Annotated in this window: 20 protein-coding genes; 12 read left to right on the plus strand and 8 right to left on the minus strand. The window is 69.2% G+C overall.

Annotation, left to right across the window (positions count from 1 at the left end; all coding sequences use genetic code 11):
- Positions 1–111: 111 nt before the first annotated feature.
- On the plus strand, positions 112–1,095 hold the full coding sequence (locus ASG00_RS13210; protein ID WP_056210160.1) for a Gfo/Idh/MocA family protein: 984 nt from the start codon (positions 112–114) through the stop codon (positions 1,093–1,095).
- Positions 1,095–1,955, plus strand: coding sequence for an NYN domain-containing protein (locus ASG00_RS13215; protein WP_056210163.1), 861 nt, complete (start codon positions 1,095–1,097; stop codon positions 1,953–1,955). Before ASG00_RS13210 ends, ASG00_RS13215 begins: the two co-directional genes overlap by 1 nt.
- Before the next feature lie 48 nt (positions 1,956–2,003).
- On the opposite strand, the gene ASG00_RS13220 is transcribed toward ASG00_RS13215, so the two are convergent.
- Complete coding sequence (locus ASG00_RS13220) at positions 2,004–2,387, minus strand: DoxX family protein (RefSeq protein ID WP_045248630.1); 384 nt, start codon at positions 2,385–2,387, stop codon at positions 2,004–2,006.
- A gap of 166 nt (positions 2,388–2,553) precedes the next feature.
- Between ASG00_RS13220 and ASG00_RS13225 the strand changes: the two genes are divergently transcribed.
- A complete protein-coding gene (locus ASG00_RS13225) occupies positions 2,554–3,921 on the plus strand; it encodes an MFS transporter (protein WP_056210165.1) in 1,368 nt (455 codons plus the stop codon).
- 47 nt (positions 3,922–3,968) lie between these two features.
- On the opposite strand, the gene ASG00_RS13230 is transcribed toward ASG00_RS13225, so the two are convergent.
- On the minus strand, positions 3,969–4,757 hold the full coding sequence (locus tag ASG00_RS13230) for an LLM class flavin-dependent oxidoreductase (RefSeq protein WP_056210167.1): 789 nt from the start codon (positions 4,755–4,757) through the stop codon (positions 3,969–3,971).
- Positions 4,758–4,841: 84 nt separating this feature from the next.
- On the opposite strand from ASG00_RS13230, the gene ASG00_RS15860 reads away from it, so the two are divergent.
- Positions 4,842–4,994 carry a hypothetical protein gene (locus tag ASG00_RS15860; protein WP_048808808.1) on the plus strand — a complete coding sequence of 51 codons (153 nt, stop codon included), beginning with the start codon at positions 4,842–4,844 and terminating at the stop codon, positions 4,992–4,994.
- Positions 4,995–5,075: 81 nt separating this feature from the next.
- On the opposite strand, the gene ASG00_RS13235 is transcribed toward ASG00_RS15860, so the two are convergent.
- Entirely contained in the window at positions 5,076–5,543 is a 468-nt protein-coding gene (locus tag ASG00_RS13235; protein WP_056210169.1) for a DUF3817 domain-containing protein, read from the minus strand.
- Positions 5,544–5,607: 64 nt separating this feature from the next.
- Positions 5,608–6,036, minus strand: coding sequence for a MarR family winged helix-turn-helix transcriptional regulator (locus tag ASG00_RS13240; RefSeq protein WP_045248626.1), 429 nt, complete (start codon positions 6,034–6,036; stop codon positions 5,608–5,610).
- 143 nt (positions 6,037–6,179) lie between these two features.
- Between ASG00_RS13240 and ASG00_RS13245 the strand changes: the two genes are divergently transcribed.
- On the plus strand, positions 6,180–6,659 hold the full coding sequence (locus tag ASG00_RS13245; protein WP_056210171.1) for a hypothetical protein: 480 nt from the start codon (positions 6,180–6,182) through the stop codon (positions 6,657–6,659).
- 67 nt (positions 6,660–6,726) lie between these two features.
- On the opposite strand, the gene nrdF is transcribed toward ASG00_RS13245, so the two are convergent.
- From nrdF to nrdH, 4 genes are read right to left on the minus strand one after another with little or no spacing between them, the layout of a single operon-like run.
- Entirely contained in the window at positions 6,727–7,701 is a 975-nt protein-coding gene (gene nrdF, locus ASG00_RS13250) for a class 1b ribonucleoside-diphosphate reductase subunit beta (protein ID WP_045248624.1), read from the minus strand.
- A 34-nt stretch (positions 7,702–7,735) separates the two neighbouring features.
- Entirely contained in the window at positions 7,736–9,892 is a 2,157-nt protein-coding gene (nrdE, locus tag ASG00_RS13255; RefSeq protein ID WP_056210174.1) for a class 1b ribonucleoside-diphosphate reductase subunit alpha, read from the minus strand.
- The gene (nrdI, locus tag ASG00_RS13260) at positions 9,874–10,341 is read right to left on the minus strand and encodes a class Ib ribonucleoside-diphosphate reductase assembly flavoprotein NrdI (RefSeq protein ID WP_045248622.1); all 468 of its coding nucleotides are present in this window, start codon (positions 10,339–10,341) and stop codon (positions 9,874–9,876) included. Before nrdI ends, nrdE begins: the two co-directional genes overlap by 19 nt.
- Before the next feature lie 3 nt (positions 10,342–10,344).
- Positions 10,345–10,578: a glutaredoxin-like protein NrdH gene (gene nrdH, locus ASG00_RS13265; protein WP_045248621.1), complete on the minus strand. Its 234-nt coding sequence runs from the start codon at positions 10,576–10,578 to the stop codon at positions 10,345–10,347.
- A 415-nt stretch (positions 10,579–10,993) separates the two neighbouring features.
- Between nrdH and ASG00_RS13270 the strand changes: the two genes are divergently transcribed.
- The 7 genes from ASG00_RS13270 to ASG00_RS13300 all read left to right on the plus strand — a co-directional run bounded on the left by ASG00_RS13270 (position 10,994) and on the right by ASG00_RS13300 (position 17,314).
- Entirely contained in the window at positions 10,994–12,226 is a 1,233-nt protein-coding gene (locus ASG00_RS13270) for an MFS transporter (RefSeq protein ID WP_056210176.1), read from the plus strand.
- Positions 12,227–12,314: 88 nt separating this feature from the next.
- Positions 12,315–13,229, plus strand: a complete 915-nt coding sequence (locus ASG00_RS13275; RefSeq protein WP_235557418.1) for an intradiol ring-cleavage dioxygenase — start codon at positions 12,315–12,317, stop codon at positions 13,227–13,229.
- Between the two features lie 74 nt (positions 13,230–13,303).
- Positions 13,304–14,059: an alpha/beta fold hydrolase gene (locus ASG00_RS13280; protein ID WP_056210373.1), complete on the plus strand. Its 756-nt coding sequence runs from the start codon at positions 13,304–13,306 to the stop codon at positions 14,057–14,059.
- Positions 14,056–15,213, plus strand: coding sequence for an acyl-CoA dehydrogenase family protein (locus tag ASG00_RS13285; RefSeq protein WP_056210178.1), 1,158 nt, complete (start codon positions 14,056–14,058; stop codon positions 15,211–15,213). The genes ASG00_RS13280 and ASG00_RS13285 overlap by 4 nt, the downstream gene beginning before the upstream one ends.
- A 5-nt stretch (positions 15,214–15,218) precedes the next feature.
- Positions 15,219–16,493: a DUF445 domain-containing protein gene (locus ASG00_RS13290; RefSeq protein WP_056210180.1), complete on the plus strand. Its 1,275-nt coding sequence runs from the start codon at positions 15,219–15,221 to the stop codon at positions 16,491–16,493.
- A gap of 9 nt (positions 16,494–16,502) precedes the next feature.
- Entirely contained in the window at positions 16,503–16,856 is a 354-nt protein-coding gene (locus ASG00_RS13295) for a gamma-glutamylcyclotransferase family protein (protein ID WP_056210182.1), read from the plus strand.
- Positions 16,853–17,314: a SixA phosphatase family protein gene (locus tag ASG00_RS13300; protein WP_045248615.1), complete on the plus strand. Its 462-nt coding sequence runs from the start codon at positions 16,853–16,855 to the stop codon at positions 17,312–17,314. Before ASG00_RS13295 ends, ASG00_RS13300 begins: the two co-directional genes overlap by 4 nt.
- The last annotated feature ends 290 nt before the right edge of the window (positions 17,315–17,604 follow it).

A 17,604-nucleotide genomic window follows, 5' to 3' on the forward strand; every position in this document is an offset into this window, starting at 1 on the left:
CCGACGACACGGTCGGGATGCGCAGCAGCTCGATGAACCTGTCGATCGCAGTGGTCACCCCCCGAGCCTACGACCGCGCGCCAGAGGATGCCGCAGGGCTACGCTCGACGCATGAGCGGGCTTCGATGGGGCATCCTCGCGACCGGTGGGATCGCGACATCCTTCACCTCCGACCTTCGGCACGCGGGCCTGGACGTCGCGGCTGTGGGCTCGCGCTCGGCCGAGTCGTCGGCGCGGTTCGCCGAGCGGTTCGAGATCCCGCGGGCGCACGGGTCTTATGAGGAGCTGGTCGCAGACCCGGACGTCGACATCGTCTATGTCGCGACGCCGCATCCGCTGCACGCCGAGAACGCCCTCGCGGCGATCGCGCACGGCAAGCACGTGCTGGTGGAGAAGGCGTTCACCCAGGATGCCGCGCAGGCGGCGGCCGTGCGCGACGCGGCGCGCTCGGCGGGCGTGCTCGCGATGGAAGCCATGTGGACCCGCTATCTGCCCCACATGGCCTGGGTGCGCGAGCTCGTGCGCGGCGGCCGGCTGGGTGAGGTGCGCACGGTGACGGCCGACCACACGCAGTCGCTGCCGACCGATCCGTCGCACCGCATCAACGCGCTCGCGCTCGGCGGGGGCGCCCTGCTCGACCTCGGCATCTACCCGATCTCGTTCGCGTGGGATCTGCTGGGCGCACCGGAATCCCTCGTCGCCCGCGGACGCCTCGGCGAGACGGGCGCCGACACCGAGGTCGCCACGATCTCGACCCACGCCGGCGGCGCGATCGCGACGACGCTGTCGTCGTCGCGGGCCGCCGGCCCGAACGTCGCGCACGTCATCGGCACCGATGCCCGCATCGACATCGACCACGTCTGGTACACGCCGACGACCGCGCGCCTCACCCTCCCCGACGGAACGGTCGCCGAGACGTGGGAGAACCGCGTCACGGGGCGCGGCATGCAGTACCAGGCACTGGCCGCCGAGCGCATCATCGCGGACGGCGGGCGCGACAGCGATCTGCTGCCGATCGACGAGACGGTGGCGATCATGGCGGCGCTCGATGACATCCGCTCGCAGCTCGGCGTGAGCTACCCCGGGGAGAGCTGATGCCCGACTCCACGACGCCCCGCGTGGCGGTGTACCTCGACTTCGACAACATCGTCATCAGCTGGTACGACCGGGTGCACGGCCGCGGCTCGTACAGCCGCGACCGCACCCGCATCGCCGAGGGCACGGGCGACACCGAGGTCGCCGAACGTCTCGCCGCCGCCACCGTCGACATCGGCGCGATCATCGACTATGCGACGTCCTTCGGCACGCTGGTGCTCGTGCGCGCCTACGCCGACTGGTCCGCCCCGGTGAACGCCGAGTATCGCTCGCAGCTCGTCGCGCGCGCGGTCGATCTCGTGCAGCTGTTCCCCGCGGCCGCCTACGGCAAGAACGGCGCCGACATCCGGCTCGCGGTCGACGCCGTCGAGGACATGTTCCGCCTGCCCGACCTCACCCACGTCGTGATCGCGGCGGGCGACTCGGACTATGTGCCGCTCGCGCAGCGCTGCAAGCGCCTGGGACGCTTCGTGGTCGGCGTCGGGGTGGCGGGATCGACCGCGAAGTCTCTGGCCGCCGCGTGCGACCGCTTCGACTCGTACGACTCGCTTCCGGGGGTCGCGGCTCCCGAGCAGAAGAAGGATGCCGCTCCCTCACGCCCGCGCGCCCGCAAGCGCCAGGTCGACCCGGCCGCCGAGCTGCTCGAACGCGCGCTGCGCCTCGAGAACGACAAGGACCCGTCGCAGTGGCAGCACGCGTCGGCCGTGAAGGCGCTGCTGCTGCGCCTCGACCCGTCGTTCAGCGAGAAGGCGCTCGGACACCGCAGCTTCAGCGAGTTCGTGTTGGCGCATCCGGAGATCGCGGAACTCGACGAGACCGACAACATCGTGCGTATCCGGTTGGTCGACGCGAAGCGCTGATCCGCCCCCGAGCGCCGGCCGCTCGGCCGATGGGTGCGGCGCCCCCGTTCACCCGCGGCGCGTCGCCCACAGCGCCCAGACCACGAGGACCGGCTGGAAGAGAAGTCGGATGAACCGCTTCGCGTCGGTGTCGAGCCCGAACGCGCTGCGCTGGTTGGCGAACTGGGCGAGGTTGCCGGGGAACACGGCCACGAAGAAGGCGGCGAGCACCGCGCCCACGAGTCCGCGTCGGCGCCGGGCCGCGAGCACGGCGGTGCCGAGGGCGATCTCGACCACGCCCGATGCGAGCACGATCTGATCCTCGTCGAGCGGAGACAGCTCGGCGATCGTCTCGGGCACCTGGGCTCGGAAGTCCGACCGCAGGAACGTGAGGTGGGAGACGCCGGCGACGACCATCGCGACGCCGAGGAGCCATCGGGCTGCAACGCGCATGACCCCATTCCACTGCGGCGAGCGGCCGATGTCGAGGGGTCGATGAGAGAACTCTCATCCAGGGGACGGCGACACGCGGCATCCGGTCTTGAAACCTGAATTGACTTTCAGGTAACTTCGGGCCGCGACATCCGTCGCACCTGCGCCTACAAGGAGGTATCAGCGCATGGCATCTGCCGCATCCCCCGCAGAACCGAAGACCAGCGGACTACGCAAGGTCGTCACCGCATCGATGGCGGGCACCGTCGCCGAGTGGTACGAGTTCTTCCTCTACGCCACCGCCGCGACGATCGTGTTCAACGTCGTCATGTTCCCGCCGTCGAACGACCCGTACGCGGGCATCATCTCCGCCTTCGTGACCTACGCGATCGGCTTCATCGCCCGCCCTCTCGGCGGCATCGTCTTCGGACACTTCGGCGACAAGTACGGCCGCAAGAAGCTGCTGCAGCTCGCGATCATCCTCGTCGGCGTCACGACGTTCCTGATGGGATGCCTCCCCACCTTCGAGCAGGTCGGCTACCTCGCTCCCGCGCTGCTGGTGATCCTGCGATTCCTGCAGGGCTTCGCCGTCGGCGGCGAATGGGGCGGCGGCGTGCTGCTCGTCGCCGAGCACTCCCCCGACCGTCGCCGCGGCTTCTGGGCGTCGTTCCCCCAGGCGGCCGTGCCGATCGGCAATCTGCTCGCCACGATCGTGCTGCTGGTGCTCAGCCGCACGCTCACGCCCGAGGCGTTCCTCGGCTGGGGCTGGCGCGTCTCGTTCTGGCTGTCGGTCGTGATCGTCGCGATCGGGTACTACGTGCGCACCCGCGTCGACGACGCTCCCATCTTCGTGCAGGCGCGTGAGGCGGCAGCGGCCGATGACACGCGATACGGCGTGTTCGAGGTGCTGCGTCGGTACCCCCGTGGCGTCCTGACCGCGATGGGCCTGCGCTTCGCGGAGAACATCATGTACTACCTCGTCGTGACCTTCTCGATCACCTACCTCAAGGTGGCGCTCGGCATGGACACGGCCGAGATCCTCACCCTGCTGGTCGTCGCCCACATCGTGCACACGATCGTCATCCCGATCGTGGGAGGACTGTCGGATCGCATCGGCCGCAAGCCCGTCTACGCGATCGGCGCCGTGTTCGCGATCGCGTGGGGATTCATCGCGTTCCCGATGTTCGACACGCGCGACCCGTTCGTCATCGTGCTCGCGATCTGCCTCGGTCTCGTCATCCACTCGTTCATGTACGCCCCGCAGCCCGCGATCATGGCGGAGCTCTTCCCCACGCGCATGCGCTACTCGGGGGTGTCGCTCGGCTACCAGGTCACCTCGATCGTCGCGGGGTCGCTCGCACCGATCATCGCGACCGCGCTGCTGACGTCGTTCGGCTCGCCCCTGCCGGTGGCGATCTACCTCGGTATCGCCGCGATCGTGACGCTCGTGACCGTGCTCACGATGCGGGAGACCCGCGGCACCTCGCTCCACGAGCTCGACCGCATCGACGCTGCGCGGCGGGCGGCGGCACCCGCGGCGGGCGCGCGGGTCTGAGAACGGGGTGAGGGGGCGGATGCCGCGGCATCCGCCCCCTCACCCCGTCACGCGTCTGCCAGCCATCGCCCCGCGCGATCGATGAGCGCCGCGAACTCATGGGGAGCGTCGGTCGGGGTGATCGCACGCAGCACCACCTCGTCCAGCGCCTCGCGATAGGCCCTCACCCGCCCCGGCGCATCGGCCGAGTCGGGTGCGAGGACGGTGTCGTGGGCGCGGAACCCGAGCCGGGCGAAGTTCTCGGCGTATCCCGGCGCCTGGTCGTACCGGGATGCCTCGTCGTCGAGCCGGGCGCGGGCGGCCGGCTCGAGCGCCCACCGCACGTAGAGCGCGACGTGCGCGTCGGGCGCGATCTCGTGCAGCGCAGCGGTCTGATCCGCCGCGGCTCGTGGCGTGAGCCAGTTGAGCAGCACGCCGTCGGAGGCGGTCACGGCGAGCCGCCGCATCCGTGGTCCCAGCGCGCCGACGAGCACGGGCACCCCGGCTTCGCGCAACTCGCCGATCGCCGCGGCGACCTGCGCGAGCGCACCCTCGCGCAGGCGTCCCGAGCCGATCCCCACCGTGAGGCGGCCGGAGGCACCGGCGATCTGCGTCGCCCGCTCGGCAAGGCCGCGAGCGGGAACCCGGTCGATGGGCACGACGCCGGTCGCGAGCCCGATGCTGCTCGTGCGCTCGGCGGCCGCAGCCAGGCCCGCCAGCGCGTCGCCGCCGGGGGTGTCGTTCACCCAGAGGCGCGCGAAGCCGGCGGCTTCCGCGCGCACCGCGATGTCCGCGATGCGCGCAGCGCCAAGGGCACCTGCGACGCCCAGGGAGAGGTCTCCATGTCGAGTCGTCATGGGGGAAGCTTGCCTCACGCCGGTCACGGCGCGGGCCGTGCGCCCGATATCCTGTCGGAAGTCCCATCCCCCCGAAGGAGACCCATGTTCATCGTGGCGCTGCTGCTGTTCCTGCTCGGCATGTTCTGCTTCGGTATCGCGTTCGCGGTGCCGGGCCTGCAGGCCATCATCTTCTTCGGTGGCATCCTGCTGGTGTCGGCAGCGATCGCACTCCCGATCCACGCCCGCGCCAAGTAGGCCCAGCGCGGGTCTTCCGGCCGGCTCAGGCGCTCCGCCCGACGCGCCGCCGGCTCGCCCGGCTCAGGCGCTTCGCCCGACTCAGGCCTTTCCGCCGGGCGGGCCGACGATCAGCAGCCCCGTGAAGATAACGACGACCGCCACCACGAGCAGAGCCGCAAGAAGTCCGGGGCGACGAAGCATCGCACGCATGAGGCGGTCGTGCCACCGCTCGTCGCGCGGGTCGCTCCCCGCGTGCAGCCGCCAGTCCCCCGCGAGCGCGCCGGTGCGGTGCAGCCACCAGATCTCCGCCGGGATGGTCGCGTAGGGGATCACCGCGCTCCCGATCGCCACGACGGCGCGCAGCGGATGCCAGCGCTGGTTCTTCGCAACGAGAACGGCGGTCGCGCCATACGCCAGGAAGACGAAGCCGTGCACGCCGCCGGCGACCGTCACCGCGACCGCGACCCCCGTGGTCGCCCGCACGATCAGGGCGGTGATCAGAAGCGTCCAGGTGATCGCCTCGGCGATCGCAAGCACGCGGAACAGTGCGGACGGGGTGCGGAACACGGGTCCTCCAGCAGAGATCGGATGCCGCGGCTCCCGCGACATCCTTCAGTCTATCTGAAGGGCTTCAGGAACCCTGAAGGATCCCTGCGAACGGCTCCTCGTGCAGCCCCTGCAGCGCGTCCGTCAACGCCGGCAACGCCGCCGCGAAGTCGCGGTCGAGGCGGGCGAGGCGGGCATCGGCCTCATCGAGGGCCGCGTCACCCTTCTCCGTGACGCGCAGATCGGACGCCGAGCCGGCATGAGCCGTGCCGTCGGCGACCATGCCGTCATCGGCGAGCGCGCGGACGGCAGTGTGGGCGGTCTGCACCGTGATCTGGGAGCGGCGGGCCAGCTCACTGAACGAGATGCCCGGCGTCGCCCGGATGTGCGCCAGCAGACCGTACTTCCGCGTGGTGAGACCCAGGTCCTTCAGCGCCGCGCCGAGCTGCCCGTCCCAGATCGACGACATCGTCAACAGGGAGATCACCGGGCTGAAGGGGGGGCGTTCAGACATGACAGCCATGCTAGACCGGCCCGCGGCCCGTGGCACGGTGCCCCGCGGGCAGACGGAAGTCGCCACTCTCCCCATGCGCGATCCGTGCACCCATGGAACACTCGGCCTCGTCACCCCCGTCACCACACGCATGAGGAGTCCCGATGTCACCCCGTTATCTCGTCCTCCCCGCCACCGTCGCCGTGGCGTTCGCCCTCGCCGGCTGCGGACAGGTGTCCGCGCTCGTCCAGCAGGGAGCCGCCGTCGCCAGCCAGGCTGCGGGAGTCGCCAGCGCCGCCGCATCCGCCGCCGCCGATGCGGGCGTCAACGTCTCCACCAGCGGCTCTCTGCCCTCCGGGTGGCCGAGCGACATCCCCGCACCCGAGGGCAAGATCACGACCTCGGTCTCCGTCAACGGCGGCTACTCGATCATCGTGCAGACGTCGAGCGAAGCCGCGATCACCAGCGCCGTAGACAAGCTGAAGTCCGCCGGCTACTCACTCGACGGCGACTTCTCCTCCGACGGCAATCACGTGCAGCACCTCGCCTCATCGCAGTGGAGCGTCGTGATCACGTGGGGTCCGGACCCCTCGACGAGCGGAGCGTTCGTGGCGAACTACGTGGTCGCGAAGGCGTCATCCTGAGTGCCTCCGCCGACGGCGAGGGCCCCACGAGTGTCACACTCGCGGGGCCCTCGCCGTTCGGACGGGATCAGAAGTCCCAGTCGTCGTCCTCGGTCGCGACAGCCTTGCCGATGACATACGACGAGCCCGAGCCGGAGAAGAAGTCGTGGTTCTCGTCGGCGTTGGGCGACAGTGCCGAGAGGATCGCCGGGCTGACGTTGGTCACCGTCGAGGGGAACATGGCCTCGTAGCCGAGGTTCATGAGCGCCTTGTTGGCGTTGTAGTGCAGGAACTTCTTGACGTCCTCGGTGAGACCGACGCCGTCGTAGAGGTCCTGCGTGTACTGCACCTCGTTGTCGTAAAGCTCGTACAGCAGCGAGAAGGTGTAGTCCTTCAGCTCCTGACGGGTTGCCTCGTCCACCTTCTCGAGTCCCCGCTGGAACTTGTAGCCGATGTAGTAGCCGTGCACGGCCTCGTCGCGGATGATGAGGCGGATCATGTCGGCGGTGTTGGTGAGCTTCGCGCGGCTCGACCAGTGCATCGGCAGGTAGAAGCCCGAATAGAAGAGGAACGACTCGAGCAGCGTCGAGGCCACCTTGCGCTTGAGGGGTTCGTCGCCGCGGTAGTAGTCCATGACGATCTGAGCCTTGCGCTGCAGGTTCTCGTTCTCGATCGACCAGCGGAACGCCTCGTCGATCTCCTTCGTGGAGCACAGCGTCGAGAAGATCGACGAGTAGCTCTTGGCGTGCACCGACTCCATGAACGCGATGTTCGTGTAGACGGCCTCCTCGTGCGGGGTCAGCGCGTCGGGGATGAGCGAGACCGCACCCACCGTGCCCTGGATCGTGTCGAGCAGGGTGAGGCCGGTGAACACCCGCATCGTGAGCTGCTGCTCTTCCGGGGTCAGCGTCGCCCACGACTGCACGTCATTGGAGAGCGGCACCTTCTCGGGCAGCCAGAAGTTGCCCGTGAGGCGGTTCCACACCTCCACGTCCTTGTCGTCCTCGATGCGGTTCCAGTTGATGGCCTGGACCTTGTTCAGGAGCTGGAGCTTCTCGCTCATCGTCCGTTCTTCCTCGTCTTCTCGTCGCGGGGGCTCACAGCGTGCAGCTGACGCAGCCCTCGACCTCGGTGCCCTCGAGGGCCATCTGGCGCAGACGGATGTAGTAGATGGTCTTGATGCCCTTCTTCCACGCGTAGATCTGCGCCTTGTTGATGTCGCGCGTGGTGGCGGTGTCCTTGAAGAACAGCGTCAGCGAGAGCCCCTGGTCGACGTGCTGCGTGGCGGCGGCGTACGTGTCGATGACCTTCTCGTAGCCGATCTCGTAGGCGTCCTGGTAGTACTCGAGGTTCTCGTTCGACATGAAGGGTGCCGGGTAGTAGACGCGCCCGAGCTTGCCCTCCTTGCGGATCTCGATCTTCGAGGCGATCGGGTGGATCGACGACGTCGAGTTGTTGATGTACGAGATCGATCCGGTCGGCGGCACGGCCTGCAGGTTCTGGTTGTAGATGCCGTGCTGCTGCACCGAGGCCTTCAGCTCGCGCCAGTCGTCCTGCGTCGGGATGTGGTGGCCGTCGAACAGCTCGACGACGCGAGCCGTCTGCGGCGCCCACTCCTGGTCGATGTACTTGTCGAAGAACTCGCCCGACGCATAGGTCGAGTCGGCGAAGCCCTCGAACGTCTGACCGCGCTCGATCGCGATGCGGTTGGACGCCCGCAGTGCGTGGAAGAGCACGGTGTAGAAGTAGATGTTCGTGAAGTCGAGACCCTCGGGCGAGCCGTAGTGGATGTGCTCGCGGGCGAGGAAGCCGTGCAGGTTCATCTGGCCGAGGCCGATCGCGTGCGACCGGTCGTTGCCGTCCTCGATCGAGCGCACTGAACGGATGTGGCTCTGGTCGCTGACCGCGGTGAGGCCGCGGATCGAGGTCTCGACCGTGCGGGCGAGGTCGCCGCCGTCCATCGCGAGCGCGATGTTGAGCGAACCTAGGTTGCACGAGATGTCCTTGCCGACCTGGGCGTAGGAGAGGTCCTCGTTGTAGGTCGTGGGGGTGTTGACCTGCAGGATCTCGCTGCACAGGTTCGACATGTTGATCCGGCCCTTGATGGGGTTGGCCCGGTTCACCGTGTCCTCGAACATGATGTAGGGGTAGCCCGACTCGAACTGGATCTCCGCGAGGGTCTGGAAGAACTCGCGGGCGTTGATCTTCGACTTCTTGATACGCGGGTCGTCGACCATCTCGCGGTACTTGTCGCTGACCGAGATGTCACCGAACGGCACACCGTAGACGCGCTCGACGTCGTACGGCGAGAAGAGGTACATGTCCTCGTCGTTCTTGGCGAGCTCGAACGTGATGTCAGGCACGACGACACCGAGCGACAGCGTCTTGATGCGGATCTTCTCGTCGGCGTTCTCGCGCTTGGTGTCGAGGAACTTCATGATGTCGGGGTGGTGCGCCGAGAGGTACACGGCACCCGCACCCTGACGCGCACCCAGCTGGTTCGCGTAGCTGAAGCTGTCTTCGAGGAGCTTCATGACGGGGATGATGCCGCTGGACTGGTTCTCGATCTGCTTGATCGGGGCGCCGGCCTCGCGGATGTTCGACAGCAGCAGCGCGACGCCGCCACCGCGCTTGCTCAGCTGCAGCGCGGAGTTGATGCCGCGGGCGATCGACTCCATGTTGTCCTCGATGCGCAGCAGGAAGCACGAGACGAGCTCGCCGCGCTGGGCCTTGCCGGTGTTGAGGAAGGTCGGCGTGGCGGGCTGGAAGCGACCCGAGATGATCTCGTCCACGAGGTTGTTCGCCAGGTCCTGGTCGCCGTCGGCGAGTCCGAGGGCGGTCATGACGACACGGTCCTCGAAGCGCTCGAGGTAGCGCTTGCCGTCGAACGTCTTCAGCGTGTAGCTCGTGTAGTACTTGAACGCACCGAGGAAGGTGTCGAACCGGAACTTCTTGCCGTACGCGCGGTGGTGGATCTCCTCGACGAACGCGAACGGGTACTTGCCCAGCACCTCGGGCTCGTAGTACTCCTTCTCGACGAGGTAGTCGAGGCGCTCCTTGAGGGAGTGGAAGAACACCGTGTTCTGGTTCACGTGCTGCAGGAAGTACTCCCGCGCAGCGCGCTTGTCGGCGTCGAACTGGATCTTCCCGTCGGCGTCGTACAGGTTGAGCATCGCGTTCAGGGAGTGGTAATCCATCCCCTCGAACTTCGGCTCGGTCTTGAAGTGGGTCTCGGTCAGTGCTGTGTCCACCATCGTTCCAGTCCTTCGCTGATGCGCTCGACGTCTTCTGGCGTGCCGAAAAGCTCCAGCCGATACAGGTGCGGCACGTGGCACTTGCGGCTGATGATCTCGCCGGCGAGGCAGAACGACTCGCCGAAGTTGGTGTTGCCCGCGGAGATGACTCCGCGGATGTAGGAGCGGTTGTGGGCGTCGTTCAGGAAGCGGATGACCTGCTTCGGAACGGCGCCGTGTTCCTCGCCCCGGCCCTGGCCTCCCCCGTAGGTGGGGGTGACCAGGACGAAAGGCTCATCGACGCGGGGCGTCGGCTCGCCTGCTCTCAGGGGGATGCGGACGGACCGCCTGCCGAGCTTCTCGATGAAACGCGCCGTGTTGCCGGACACGCTCGAGAAGTAGACGAGCAGGGGCGCGGTGTCATCCGCGGCGGCTACCGCGCTGCTGCCATGGAGCGTCGCGGTCGCCATGACTCACGCCAGGCGGGACGCGAGCTCGTCGATCTTGTCGGGACGGAAGCCCGACCAGTGGCCCTCGTCGGTGACGACGACGGGAGCCTGGAGGTAGCCGAGCGCCTTGACCTGCTCGAGCGCCTCCGGGTCCTGCGAGAGGTCGTGAACCTCGTAGGCGATGCCCTTCGAGTCCAGCGCGCGGTAGGTCGCGGTGCACTGCACGCACGACGGCTTCGTGTAAACGGTGATGGCCATGTGAACCCTGTTCTCCCCTCAAATCCCCAGTAATCCAGCACCCACCGGCGCCGGGACCTCAATACTACATATGGGTGCCGACATTGGGGTCAACCACAAGGGGTAGTAGTTACAACCGTGTGATTTTCCACCGCACTCCCCACTCCGATCACAGGTTGTCCACCGATTCATCCACAGGCCGACGAGGTGTCCAGACCCTGAAGAACCGCTGAATTCCGGGCATCAGCAGGCTGTGAACGCCGACTGTCCACAGCGACGACCGTAGGCGGCACCTCCGACACTGGGGATGGATCCGACACGCCGTGTCGGCGTGTCGCGCATCGCGCCCGGCAGACCCTCCACGGCGGAGCACACCGCCCCGGCGGCGGCCACCCGGGGCGCCGAGAACGTCTGCCGCGGGCGATAGCGTGGAGGGGTGGCGGGATATCGGGAACTGGTGCGCACTCCGGGCGTGATCCGCATCATCGCCGCGCAGCTGACGGCGCGGTTCCCGAACGGCATGACGAGCCTCGCGATCCTCCTGCACATCGAACACGTGACCGGCTCCTACGGCGCCGCGGGCCTCGTGCTGGCCGCGACATCCATCGGTCAGGCGGTGTCGGGTCCGGTGACGAGCCGCTGGATGGGCATGTGGGGCATGCGCAAGGTCCTGACCCTCACCATGACGATCTGCGCGATCTGTCTCACGGTCATCGCGCTCGGCCAGATGGTGCTGCCCGCCTACGTCGCCCTCGGACTCATCACGGGTCTGTCGACGCCGCCGATCCAGTCGGCCGCCCGCACGATCTATCCGAAGCTCGTGACCTCACGTCAGCTCACCCCGCTCTACTCGCTCGACGCGTCGCTGCAGGAGATCATCTGGATCGTCGCCCCGGTGGCGATCACCCTCGTGGCGACGCAGGTCGGCACCGTGCCCGCGCTGCTGCTGATCGTCGTGATCCTCGTCGGCGGCGGATCGTGGTTCATCCTGTCGCCCGAAGTCGGGCGCGTGCGCATCCCGCGCAGCAAGCGCCGGTTCGGCAAGGTGCTCGCGCGTCCGACGGTGCTGCTCGCGACGGTGATCGGGTTCCTGCTGATCGGTGCGTGCGCGGCGGTCGAGGCGAGCGTCGTCGCCTCCTACGGCCACGGCGGGTTCGAGGCGGGCATCGTGCTCGCCGTGTTCTCGATCGGCAGCCTCGCGGGCGGTCTCTCCCTCGGCCACGCCCCGATGGCGCCGTGGGCGATGGCCCGGCGCCTCACGGTCGTGGCGACCGGTCTCGTGCTCACGGTCATCGCCTTCGCCCTGTTCAGCGGCGACCCGATCCTCTCCCCCGTCGGCACGAGCGCGACGCTGATCATCGCGGGCATCGGCATCGCGCCCGCCCTCGCGGTGCTGTTCGCGATGACCTCTGCGAGCGTGAAGTTCAGCGACACGGCCGAGGCGTACGGCTGGATCGGCACGGGGCAGCTCATCGGCGGCGCCGCGGGCTCCGCCATCGCCGGCTTCCTGATCGACGGCACCGGCGCGGTGGGCGCGTACGCCGCGGCCGGTGCGTTCGCGCTCCTCGGCGCGATCGTGGCGGCGGTGTTCGTGCGGGCGTTCCCCGATCTGAGACACCGCGATCCGAGCCCGCTGCCCGACACCGAGCCGAACGCGATCATCACCTGAGCGCATAGACGACACACAGCATCCACGTAGGCGCGACCAACCGGCGTCGGTTCCACTGGGGGCATCACCCCCGACGAGAGGATGCCCCGTGGCCGACCGCACCCCCGACGCCGACATCTCTGCCCGCACCGCCGATCCCGACCGCTGGCTCGACGCCGACGGCGCTCCCATCGACGAGGACCACCGCGGCCTCGTCTACGACATCCGCACCCTCGTCGACCGACGGCGCGCGCTCGGCATCTTCGGCGGCCTCGCGATGACGTCGCTGCTGACGGCGTGCGGCATCCAGTCGGCCTCGTCGTCGGGCGCCGCGTCGTCGACGACCGCCACCCCGCAGGCGACGGCATCGGCCACGACGGATGCCGCGGCATCCGACTCGCTCGACGAGGTTCCCGACGAGACGGCGGGCCCGTATCCCGCCGATGGCTCGAACGGCATCGACGTGCTGACGGCCTCGGGCATCGTGCGCAGCGACATCCGGGCGAGCTTCGGGTCGTCGACGACGGTCGCCGACGGCGTGCCGCTCACGATCCGTCTCACCGTGCGGGACGCCGACACGGGCGCTGCGCTCTCCGGCAAGGGCGTCTATCTCTGGCACTGCGACCGCGACGGCAACTACTCCCTGTACAGCCGGGGCATCACCGACGAGAACTATCTGCGCGGGGTGCAGGAGACGGATGCCGCCGGCACGGTCTCCTTCACCTCCATCTACCCAGCGTGCTACTCGGGTCGGTGGCCGCACATCCACTTCGAGGTCTACGACGACGTCGCGACCGCGGTCGCCTCAGGACCGATCGTGAAGACGTCTCAGATCGCGCTGCCCGAGGAGACCAACGTGGTCGTCTACGCGACGAGCGGCTACGAGCAGAGCGTGCGCAACGCATCGCAGGTCTCTCTGAAAAGCGACAACGTGTTCGGCGATGACGGCGGCATCCACCAGATCGCGACCATGTCGGGCGACGTCGCCGCGGGCTACACCGCGGCCCTCACGATCGGCGTGTGACCGGCCGGGGCGGCCGCGGTCGGCAGGTGACGCGACCGGGCAGCCCCGGCACGTCGAGGCCGTACGCTCGGATCATGCCCGCACCCGTCACCCTCCCCCGCATTGCGTGGGGCGATCCCGGAGCCGAGCGCCACGCGCTGCTCATCCACGGACTCGGATCCAACGGCCCGCTCATGTGGCTGTTCGGCACGGCCCTCGCCGAGGCCGGCTGGTACGCCGTCGCCGTCGATCTCCGGGGCCACGGCCTCGCACCCCGTTCGACCGACTACACCCTGGCGGCCTACGGCACGGATGTCGCGCACGTGCGCCGCGAGGGCGGCTGGGACCTCGTGATCGGCCATTCGCTCGGCGGCGCCTCGGCGACCCTCGCCCAGGCGACCCACCCCCGCTGGGCGCGTCACCTCGTGCTGGTCGACCCGGCCATCCACCTCACGCCCGAGCAGCGCGCCGCCGTGCAGGCCGGCAACGCGGCCTCGTTCGCCGCGCCAACCGTCGAGGGCGTGCGGGCGGCGAACCCGACGTGGCATCCGAACGATGTCGAAGCCAAGGTGACATCGCTGCGACAGGCGTCGACGTGGGGTACCGACCAGACCGCGGTGCAGAACCCCGACTGGGACGTGCGCGAGGCGTTCCTCGCCCTCACCGTGCCCACCCTCGTGCTGGCCGCCGACCCCGCCGTGAACAGCCTGTTCACCGGCCCGGCGATCGACGAGCTCGTGGCGGCCAACCCGCACGTGAGCGTGCGGGTCATCGAGGGCGCCGGGCACTCGTTGCATCGCGACAAGCCGGCAGAGACGCTCGCGGCGCTGTTCGACGGGCTCGCATCATGACCTTCGATGCGGCCGCCTGGCTTCCGGACGACCTGATCGAGCGCATCCGCGGGCGCGCCGCGCAGGTCGATCACGACAACGTGTTCCCTCAGGAGGACCTCGACGAGCTGGCGGCGGCCGGCTACCTGTCGATCCTGGTGCCGAGCGCGCTCGGCGGCGGCGGGCTGGGGCTCGCCGAGGCATCCCTGCTGCAGCAGCGGCTCGCGACGGCCGCGCCCGCCACGGCCCTCGCGATCAACATGCACCTCGTCTGGACGGGTGTGGCGAAGGTGCTCGCCGACCGCGGCATCGACGACCTGCGGTTCGTGCAGGAGGGCGCCGTGCGCGGCGAGGTCTTCGCGTTCGGCATCAGCGAGGCCGGCAACGATCTCGTGCTGTTCGGCAGCGACACGGTCGCCGAGCCGCTGGCCGACGGTGGCTACGCGTTCACCGGAACCAAGATCTTCACCTCGCTCGCCGCCGTGTGGACGAATCTCGGGCTGCACGGTCTCGACACCACGTCCGCGGACGCACCACAACTCGTCTACGCGTTCGTCCCGCGCTCGGACGCTGTCGTCACCCGTGACGACTGGGACACCGTCGGGATGCGCGGCACCCAGTCGCGCACGACCGAGTTGCACAGCGCCGTCGCCCCCGCCGACCGCGTGGTGCGCCGGGTCGCGCCGGGACCCAACCCCGACCCGATCGTGTTCGGCATCTTCAGCGTCTTCGAGATCCTGCTGGGCTCGGTCTACACCGGACTGGCCCGACGGGCGCTCGACCTCGCGGTGGCGACCGCGAAGACCCGCACGTCGAAGAAGAGCGGCACGACCTATGCGCAGGATCCCGACATCCGCTGGCGCATCGCCGACATGGGGCTGCGCTACGACGCCCTGCCGACCGAGCTCGCCTCGATCGCCCGAGACGTCGATGCGAACGCCCCGCACGGGCCGCGGTGGTTCACGCTGCTGTCGGGGGTGAAGCACCGCGCGGTCGTGATGGCGAAGTCGGTCGTCGACGACGCGATCCTGGTCGCGGGCGGCTCGTCGTACTTCACGCGTTCCGAGCTCGGCCGGCTCTACCGCGACGTACTCGCCGGTCAGTTCCACCCGTCCGACCCCGAGTCGGCACACGCGACGGCCGCCAGCGCCTGGCTCGGCCCACTCGAGAGCTGAGACGGATGCCGCGCACCCCCCTCGCGGCGCTGAGCCCCGCCGATCAGGCGCGGAGGCGGGCGCTGCGGCGCATGAAGGCGGTGGCGCTCGCGGCGCTGCTGGCGATGGCGGTGCTGTTCGCGATCTCCTTCCCGTTGCAGGCCACGGTGCCCGCGCTCGCCTATGTTCGCGCGGCCGCCGAGGGCGGAATGGTCGGGGCCTTGGCCGACTGGTTCGCGGTGACGGCACTGTTCCGCCGCCCGCTCGGGCTCCCCATCCCCCACACGGCGATCATCCCGACGCGCAAGGACGAGATCGGCCGCACGCTGGGCGAGTTCGTCGAGACGAACTTCCTGTCGGGCGAGATCGTGCGCACGAAGCTCACCAGCACCCGGATCGCCGAGCGCGCGGGCGCGTGGCTGCGCGAGAGCGCGCACGCGGAGCGTGTGGTGGCGGAGGCATCCACGATGGTCGCCGGAATCGTGCGCGCGCTCAGCGACGACGATGTGCGCGAGATCATCGAGGACCTCGCTCGCACGCATCTCATCGCCCCCGAGTGGGCGGCGCCGACGGGCGGCTGGCTCGAGCGGCTGACGCAGACGGGTGCGCACCACGCCGCGGTCGACCTCGCGGCCGACAGCATCGGCGAGTGGCTCACCGAGCACCGCGAGAGCTTCGAGGGCCTGCTGTCGCGTCGACTGCCGGGGTGGGTGCCACGCATCGCCCATCGCCTCGTCGACGACGCGGCGTATTCGGAGGCGGTGAAGTTCGTGGCCGCGGTGCGCGCCGACCCCGAGCATCCCGCCCGGCATGCGATCGACGGATACCTGGGCCGGCTCGCCGACCGTCTGCAGCACGATCCCGACACGATCGCACGGTTCGAAGGCGCGAAGGCGGCGGTCTTCGATTCGCCGCGCGTGCGCGAGCTCGCGGGTGAGGCATGGGCGACCGCCAAGCGCGGGCTGCTCGCGGCCCTCGCCGATCCCGACAGCGGTCTGCGGCGGCGCGCGGCCCTCGCGATCGCAGACCTGGGCGCGCGACTCGCGACGGATGACGCGCTCCGGCGCCGCGTCGACGGCTTCATCACCGACGCGGCCGTGTTCCTCGTCGAGCGCTACCGCCACGACATCGCGTCCATCATCACCGACACGGTCGAACGTTGGGACCCGGCCGAGACCACCGAGAAGATCGAGCTGATGGTCGGGCGCGACCTCCAGTACATCCGCCTCAACGGCACGATCGTGGGTGCTCTGGCGGGTCTGGGCATCTTCACCGTGGCCCAGGCGCTCGTCGGCCACTAGCCTGACGTCATGGGCGAGGCATCCGTCGTCGGTGACATCGTCTTCAGCTACGGCACGCTGCAGCAGCGGGGGGTGCAGCTGGAGGTCTTCGGACGCGCGCCCGACGGCGAGCCCGATCTCCTCCCCGGCTACACGGTCGACTATCTCGAGGTGCTCGACACCCGCGGACGCGGATCCGCGCGCGTGTCGGTGCATCCGGTCGTACGCCCGACCGGCTCTCTCGGCGACAAGGTGACGGGTCTGGCCTACGCGCTGACGCCCGCGGAGGTCGATGCCGCCGACGAGTACGAATCGCCGCTGTACCGCCGGGTCCCGGCACGCCTGTCGAGCGGCCGCACGGCCTGGGTCTACGTGTCGGCATGACGACCCTCCTGCTCGTGCGGCACGCGAGTGCCGCGGACGGCCCCGACGATCACGATCGACCGCTGACGGCCCGCGGGGCGCTCGAGGCGGAGGCGATGGCGGCCGCCACCCTCGAGGCCGGCTGGCAGCCCGATCTGATCCTTGCGAGCACCGCCCGCCGCACCCGGGCGACCGCGGCCATGTTCGGCGCCGCGCTGGGCGCACCGGTGCGCACCGCGCCGGCGCTCTACGGTGCGGGGCCGCGCACGCTACTCGACGCCGCCGTCGGGCTCGGCGTGGCATCCGTCATGATCGTCGCCCACAACCCGGGTATCGCGATGCTCGCGCGCAGCCTCTCGTCGAACGAGATCGGCGGGATGGTGCCGTGCGCCGTGGCCGCGTTCTCGTGGGACGACGACGATTGGGATGTCGCATCGGCGACCGACCCCGATCGCATCTGGTTCCGACATCCGGAGTGATGCCGCCGCCGGAGAGGGAACGCAGTCCCAACGCTCGGGGAACTCAGTCCCACAGCCCGCGGCGGGAATGGCATGATGGCCTCACCACGCGCCGGCGACGCCGCCACCGCACCGCACGTCTTCGAAGGAGAAGCCCGTGTTCCACAGCCCGTTCGATCCGATCGACATCCCTGATCTCAGCGTCTACGACTACCTGTTCGCCTCACTCACCGACGACGAGCTCGAGCGTGTGGCCCTCATCGACCCGGCGTCGGGCACCGAGACGACCTACGGCGGGTTGCGCGATCAGG

Source organism: Microbacterium sp. Leaf351 (genome assembly GCF_001423825.1).
Lineage (GTDB): Bacteria > Actinomycetota > Actinomycetes > Actinomycetales > Microbacteriaceae > Microbacterium > Microbacterium ginsengisoli.

What these genes read in the sequence shown, in the direction of transcription:
- ASG00_RS13210 (WP_056210160.1), top strand. Translation starts at nt 112, where the DNA reads ATGAGCGGGCTTCGATGGGGCATCCTCGCGACCGGTGGGATCGCGACA.
- ASG00_RS13215 (WP_056210163.1), top strand. Translation starts at nt 1,095, where the DNA reads ATGCCCGACTCCACGACGCCCCGCGTGGCGGTGTACCTCGACTTCGAC.
- ASG00_RS13220 (WP_045248630.1), bottom strand. Translation starts at nt 2,387, where the DNA reads ATGCGCGTTGCAGCCCGATGGCTCCTCGGCGTCGCGATGGTCGTCGCC.
- ASG00_RS13225 (WP_056210165.1), top strand. Translation starts at nt 2,554, where the DNA reads ATGGCATCTGCCGCATCCCCCGCAGAACCGAAGACCAGCGGACTACGC.
- ASG00_RS13230 (WP_056210167.1), bottom strand. Translation starts at nt 4,757, where the DNA reads ATGACGACTCGACATGGAGACCTCTCCCTGGGCGTCGCAGGTGCCCTT.
- ASG00_RS15860 (WP_048808808.1), top strand. Translation starts at nt 4,842, where the DNA reads ATGTTCATCGTGGCGCTGCTGCTGTTCCTGCTCGGCATGTTCTGCTTC.
- ASG00_RS13240 (WP_045248626.1), bottom strand. Translation starts at nt 6,036, where the DNA reads ATGTCTGAACGCCCCCCCTTCAGCCCGGTGATCTCCCTGTTGACGATG.
- ASG00_RS13245 (WP_056210171.1), top strand. Translation starts at nt 6,180, where the DNA reads ATGTCACCCCGTTATCTCGTCCTCCCCGCCACCGTCGCCGTGGCGTTC.
- nrdF (WP_045248624.1), bottom strand. Translation starts at nt 7,701, where the DNA reads ATGAGCGAGAAGCTCCAGCTCCTGAACAAGGTCCAGGCCATCAACTGG.
- nrdE (WP_056210174.1), bottom strand. Translation starts at nt 9,892, where the DNA reads ATGGTGGACACAGCACTGACCGAGACCCACTTCAAGACCGAGCCGAAG.
- nrdI (WP_045248622.1), bottom strand. Translation starts at nt 10,341, where the DNA reads ATGGCGACCGCGACGCTCCATGGCAGCAGCGCGGTAGCCGCCGCGGAT.
- nrdH (WP_045248621.1), bottom strand. Translation starts at nt 10,578, where the DNA reads ATGGCCATCACCGTTTACACGAAGCCGTCGTGCGTGCAGTGCACCGCG.
- ASG00_RS13280 (WP_056210373.1), top strand. Translation starts at nt 13,304, where the DNA reads ATGCCCGCACCCGTCACCCTCCCCCGCATTGCGTGGGGCGATCCCGGA.
- ASG00_RS13285 (WP_056210178.1), top strand. Translation starts at nt 14,056, where the DNA reads ATGACCTTCGATGCGGCCGCCTGGCTTCCGGACGACCTGATCGAGCGC.
- ASG00_RS13290 (WP_056210180.1), top strand. Translation starts at nt 15,219, where the DNA reads ATGCCGCGCACCCCCCTCGCGGCGCTGAGCCCCGCCGATCAGGCGCGG.
- ASG00_RS13295 (WP_056210182.1), top strand. Translation starts at nt 16,503, where the DNA reads ATGGGCGAGGCATCCGTCGTCGGTGACATCGTCTTCAGCTACGGCACG.
- ASG00_RS13300 (WP_045248615.1), top strand. Translation starts at nt 16,853, where the DNA reads ATGACGACCCTCCTGCTCGTGCGGCACGCGAGTGCCGCGGACGGCCCC.